3 protein-coding genes are annotated in these 4,284 nt (G+C 71.2%); 2 read left to right on the top strand and 1 reads right to left on the bottom strand.

All coding sequences use genetic code 11. The annotated features are described in order from the left end of the window. Window positions 1–117 precede the first annotated feature (117 nt). Entirely contained in the window at window positions 118–1,101 is a 984-nt protein-coding gene (iolG, locus tag NON00_RS24130; protein WP_256025347.1) for an inositol 2-dehydrogenase, read from the bottom strand. Window positions 1,102–1,254: 153 nt separating this feature from the next. Between iolG and iolC the strand changes: the two genes are divergently transcribed. Further along, a complete protein-coding gene (iolC, locus tag NON00_RS24125) occupies window positions 1,255–3,174 on the top strand; it encodes a bifunctional 5-dehydro-2-deoxygluconokinase/5-dehydro-2-deoxyphosphogluconate aldolase (RefSeq protein ID WP_256025346.1) in 1,920 nt (639 codons plus the stop codon). An 8-nt stretch (window positions 3,175–3,182) separates the two neighbouring features. Beyond that, window positions 3,183–4,284 (top strand): thiamine pyrophosphate-binding protein (locus tag NON00_RS24120; RefSeq protein WP_256025345.1); only part of this gene is annotated, 1,102 nt, incomplete at its 3' end.

The following is a 4,284-nucleotide window of genomic DNA, read 5'->3' as shown; positions in this document are numbered from 1 at the left end:
AAGACCGCCCGATCATTCCTCGGCATCCTCTGCCTCGCAGCCACCGCAGACTGGATCAAGCTCTAACAGGCCTTAAACTGAAAAAGTTTTTTGGTTCTTTTTTTCAAAAAAGAACCCTTACCCTTCGACTTTCACAGGCTTCCCGCTGAACGCTGACTCCGTCGCCGCATCGGCCAGCAGCAGGGCGCGCAGCCCATCCTCTCCATTGGGGGCGCCGGCCACGCCATCGCGCACCAGGGCGATGAAGGCATCCAGTTCCGCCTGATAGGCGGCGGCGTAGCGTTCCAAGAAGAAGGGCAGGGCGGGTTCGCTGGTGAAGCCGGCGGGGCCGGCGGATTCCACCGTGGTCGCCGTCATATTCGCCGCGCGCAGCAGGCCGAGGGCGCCATGCGCCTCGATGCGCTGGTCATAACCATAGGTGGCGCGGCGCGAATTGCTGATCTGGCAGAGCTTGCCGCTGCGCGTCTTCAGCACCACCAGGGCGGAATCCACATCGCCCGCCGCGCCGATGGCCGGGTCCACCAGGGCGGAGCCGGCGGCATAGACCTCCACCGGCTCTTCGCCGAGGAGGAAGCGCGCCATGTCGAGATCATGGATCATCATGTCGCGGAACAGCCCGCCGGATTGGGCGACGTAGCTGGCCGGGGGCGGGGCGGGGTCGCGGCTGGTGATGCTCAGCATTTCCAGCGCCCCGATCTCCCCGCTGGCGAGGCGGCGGCGCAGGCTGGCGAAGCTGGGGTCGAAGCGGCGGTTGAAGCCCACCATCAGCGGCACCCCGGCGCGCGCCACGGCCTCCAGGCAGGCGCGCACGCGGGCGGCGGAGAGGTCCACCGGCTTCTCGCAGAACACCGCCTTCCCCGCCGCCGCCGCGCGCTCGATGTAATCCGCGTGGGTGGGGGTGGGGGAGCCGATCAGCACCGCATCGGCGGTGAAGGCTTCGTCGAGCGGGATGGCGCGGGCGCCGCAGGCTTCGGCCAGGGCCTGGGCGGCGGCCTGGTCCGGGTCGCTCACCCCGGCGAGGCGGGCGCGCGGGTGCAGCGCGATGTTGCGGGCATGGATGCGGCCGATGCGCCCGGCCCCGATGACGGCGATGGAGAGCATGCTGTTTCCCTGGACGAGGCTCCGCCTGGGTGGCGGTATGATTGTTCTGAACCGAAAGAAAAATGGAATTGACAATCCATTAGGCTCTTCCGAGACTGCTGGCAAGGGAGAGCCGCGCGCCCGCCGCGTGGCGTTCAAGGAAGACAACAGGCGATGACACAGGCGCCGGAACTCGACGTCATCACGCTCGGCCGCAGCTCGGTCGATCTCTACGGCCAGCAGATTGGCGGCCGGCTGGAGGATATGGCGAGCTTCGCCAAGGCGGTGGGCGGTTCGCCGGCCAATATCGCCATTGGCGCCGCGCGGCTGGGGCTGCGGGCCGGGCTCGTCACCCGCGTCGGCAACGAGGCTTTCGGCCGTTTCCTGCGGGAGCAGCTGGAGCGCGAGGGGGTGGACACCGCGATGGTGGCCACCGACCCGGCGCGGCTGACGGCGCTGGCCATTGTCGGCGTGCGCGACGACCACAGCTTCCCGCTGCTGTTCTACCGCGAGAACTGCGCCGACATGGCGCTGAGCATCGCCGATATCACGCCCGCCGGCATTGCCCGCGCCGCCGCGCTGGTGGTGACGGGGACGCATCTCAGCACGCCGGGCGTGGCCGGGGCGAGCCGCGCCGCCATCGCCGCCGCGCGGGCCGCCGGGCGGCGCGTGGCGCTGGATATCGACTACCGCCCCAATCTCTGGGGCCTCGCGCATCTGGGGGAGGGGGAGGAACGCTATATCGCCTCCACCCGCGTGACGGCGGTGATGCAGGCGATCCTGCCCGATTGCGACCTGATCGTGGGCACGGAGGAGGAAATCCGCATCGCCGGTGGCGCCGAGGATGTGCGCGCGGCGCTGCTGGCCATCCGCGCCCGCAGCCGCGCGGCGATCGTGCTGAAGCAGGGGCCGATGGGCTGCGTCGTCTTTGAGGGCGCCATCCCCGAGCGGCTGGAGGATGGGCTGCGCGGCCAGGGCTTTCCCATCGAGGTCTATAACGTGCTGGGGGCGGGGGATGCCTTCATGGCCGGCTTCCTGCGCGGCTGGCTGCGCGGCGAGGATTGGCGCACCTGTTGCAGCTGGGCCAATGCCTGCGGGGCGTTTGCCGTGTCGCGCCTGCTGTGCTCGCCGGAATATCCCAGCTGGGCGGAGTTGCAGCATTTCCTGGGGCAGGGCAGTGCCTTCCGCGCGCTGCGCAAGGACCCGGTGCTGGCGCATCTGCACCAGGCGACGACGCGCCGCCCGCAGCCGCCCTTCGTGATGGCCATGGCCATCGACCACCGCCCGCAGCTGGAGGCGCTGGCCGACCGCGCGGGCGCGCCGCATGCGCGCATCGCCGCCTTCAAGCGGCTGGCGGTGAAGGCTGCCCTGCGCGTCGCCGCCGGCCGCCCCGGCTTTGGCATGCTGCTCGATGACCGGCATGGCCGGGAGGCGCTGTTCGAGGCGGAGGGCAGCGGGCTGTGGATCGCGCGCCCCGTCGAGGAGCCCGCCTCCCGCCCGCTGCGCTTCGAGCTGGACCGGAACCCGGCGGTGACGCTGCTGGAATGGCCGGTGACGCACACGGCCAAGTGCCTCTGCTTCTACCACCCCGATGATCCACCGGATGTGCGGGCCGCGCAGGAAGAAACGCTGCTGGCCTATCACGAGGCCTGCCGGCGGATGGGGCGGGAGTGCCTGGTGGAGATCATCGCCAGCCGCCATGGCGCGCTCGGGCGCGAGACGACGGCGGCGGTGATGCAGCGCCTCTATGACCTCGGCATCCGCCCGGATTGGTGGAAGCTGGAGGCGCAGCCGGATGACGCCGCATGGGCCGCCATCGCGCGCGTGATCGCGGCGGAGGACCCGCTCTGCCGGGGTGTCCTGCTGCTGGGGCTGGAGGCGCCGCTGCCGGTGCTGGAGGATGCCTTCGCCCTGGCCGCGCGCTGCGGCGTGGTGCGCGGCTTTGCCGTGGGCCGCAGCATTTTCGCCGAGCCGGCGGAATCCTGGCTCGCCGGGGCGATCGGTGACGAGGAGGCCATCACCCGGCTGGCGCGCAATTTCGCGCGGCTGGTGGAGGCCTGGAGCCGCGTGCAGCCGGGGAGGGCCGCGGCATGAGCGGGGGCATGAGCGGCGGGACGATCCGCCTGACGGCCTCGCAGGCGCTGGTGCGCTATCTGGCCGCGCAGCGCGGCGCGCCGGAGGAGGGCGGCCTGCCGCTCTTCGCCGGGGTCTGGGCGATTTTCGGCCATGGCAATGTGGCCGGGCTGGGCGAGGCGCTGCATGCCGCGCGCGATGCCCTGCCCACCTTCCGTGCGCATAACGAGCAGGCCATGGCGCATGCCGCCATCGCCTTCGCCAAGGCCAGCGGGCGGCGGCGGATGATGGCCTGCACCACCTCGATCGGGCCGGGCGCCACCAACATGGTCACGGCGGCGGCGCTGGCGCATGTCAACCGCCTGCCCGTGCTGCTGCTGCCGGGCGATGTCTTCGCCTCGCGCCGGCCTGACCCGGTGTTGCAGCAGGTGGAGGATTTCGGCGATGGCACGGTGAGCGCGAATGACTGCTTCCGCCCCGTCTCGCGTTATTTCGACCGCATCACGCGGCCGGAGCAATTGCTCACCGCCCTGCCGCGCGCCCTGGCGGTGCTGACCGATCCGGCGGAATGCGGGCCGGTGACGCTCTGCCTCTGCCAGGATGTGCAGGCGGAGGCGTTCGACTGGCCCGAGGCTTTCTTCGCGCCGCGCCTCTGGTCGCCGCGCCGGCAGGGGCCGGACCGGCGTGAACTGGCGGAGGCCGTGGCGCTGCTGCGTGCCGCGCGCAAGCCGCTGATCATCGCCGGGGGCGGGGTGCATTATTCCGGCGCCTGTGCCGCCCTGGCCGATTTCGCCGCGCGGCACGGCATTCCCGTGGCCGAGACCCAGGCCGGGAAATCGGCAATGCCGGAGGGGCATCCGCTGCATCTGGGCGCCATCGGCGTGACCGGCACGGGCGCGGCCAATGCCATGGCGCGGCAGGCGGATGCCATCCTCGCCATCGGCACGCGGCTACAGGATTTCACCACCGGCTCCTGGTCGCTCTTCACCGCGCCGGGGCGGAAGATCATCGGCCTCAACACGCAGGTTTTCGATGCGGCGAAGCATCTGGCGCAGCCGCTGGTGGCCGATGCGCGCGAGGGCCTGGCCGCGCTGGCGGCGGCGCTGGAGGGCCATCGCGCGCCGCCGGAAT

This window comes from Roseomonas sp. GC11 (assembly GCF_024437745.1).
Taxonomy (GTDB): domain Bacteria; phylum Pseudomonadota; class Alphaproteobacteria; order Acetobacterales; family Acetobacteraceae; genus Pseudoroseomonas.
The sequence above is the reverse complement of the archived record's forward strand: the minus strand, read 5'-3'. Positions and strand labels throughout refer to the sequence as shown.

Excerpts from the sequence above, each read along its gene's own strand:
- iolG (WP_256025347.1), bottom strand. The coding sequence starts at position 1,101 with ATGCTCTCCATCGCCGTCATCGGGGCCGGGCGCATCGGCCGCATCCAT.
- iolC (WP_256025346.1), top strand. The coding sequence starts at position 1,255 with ATGACACAGGCGCCGGAACTCGACGTCATCACGCTCGGCCGCAGCTCG.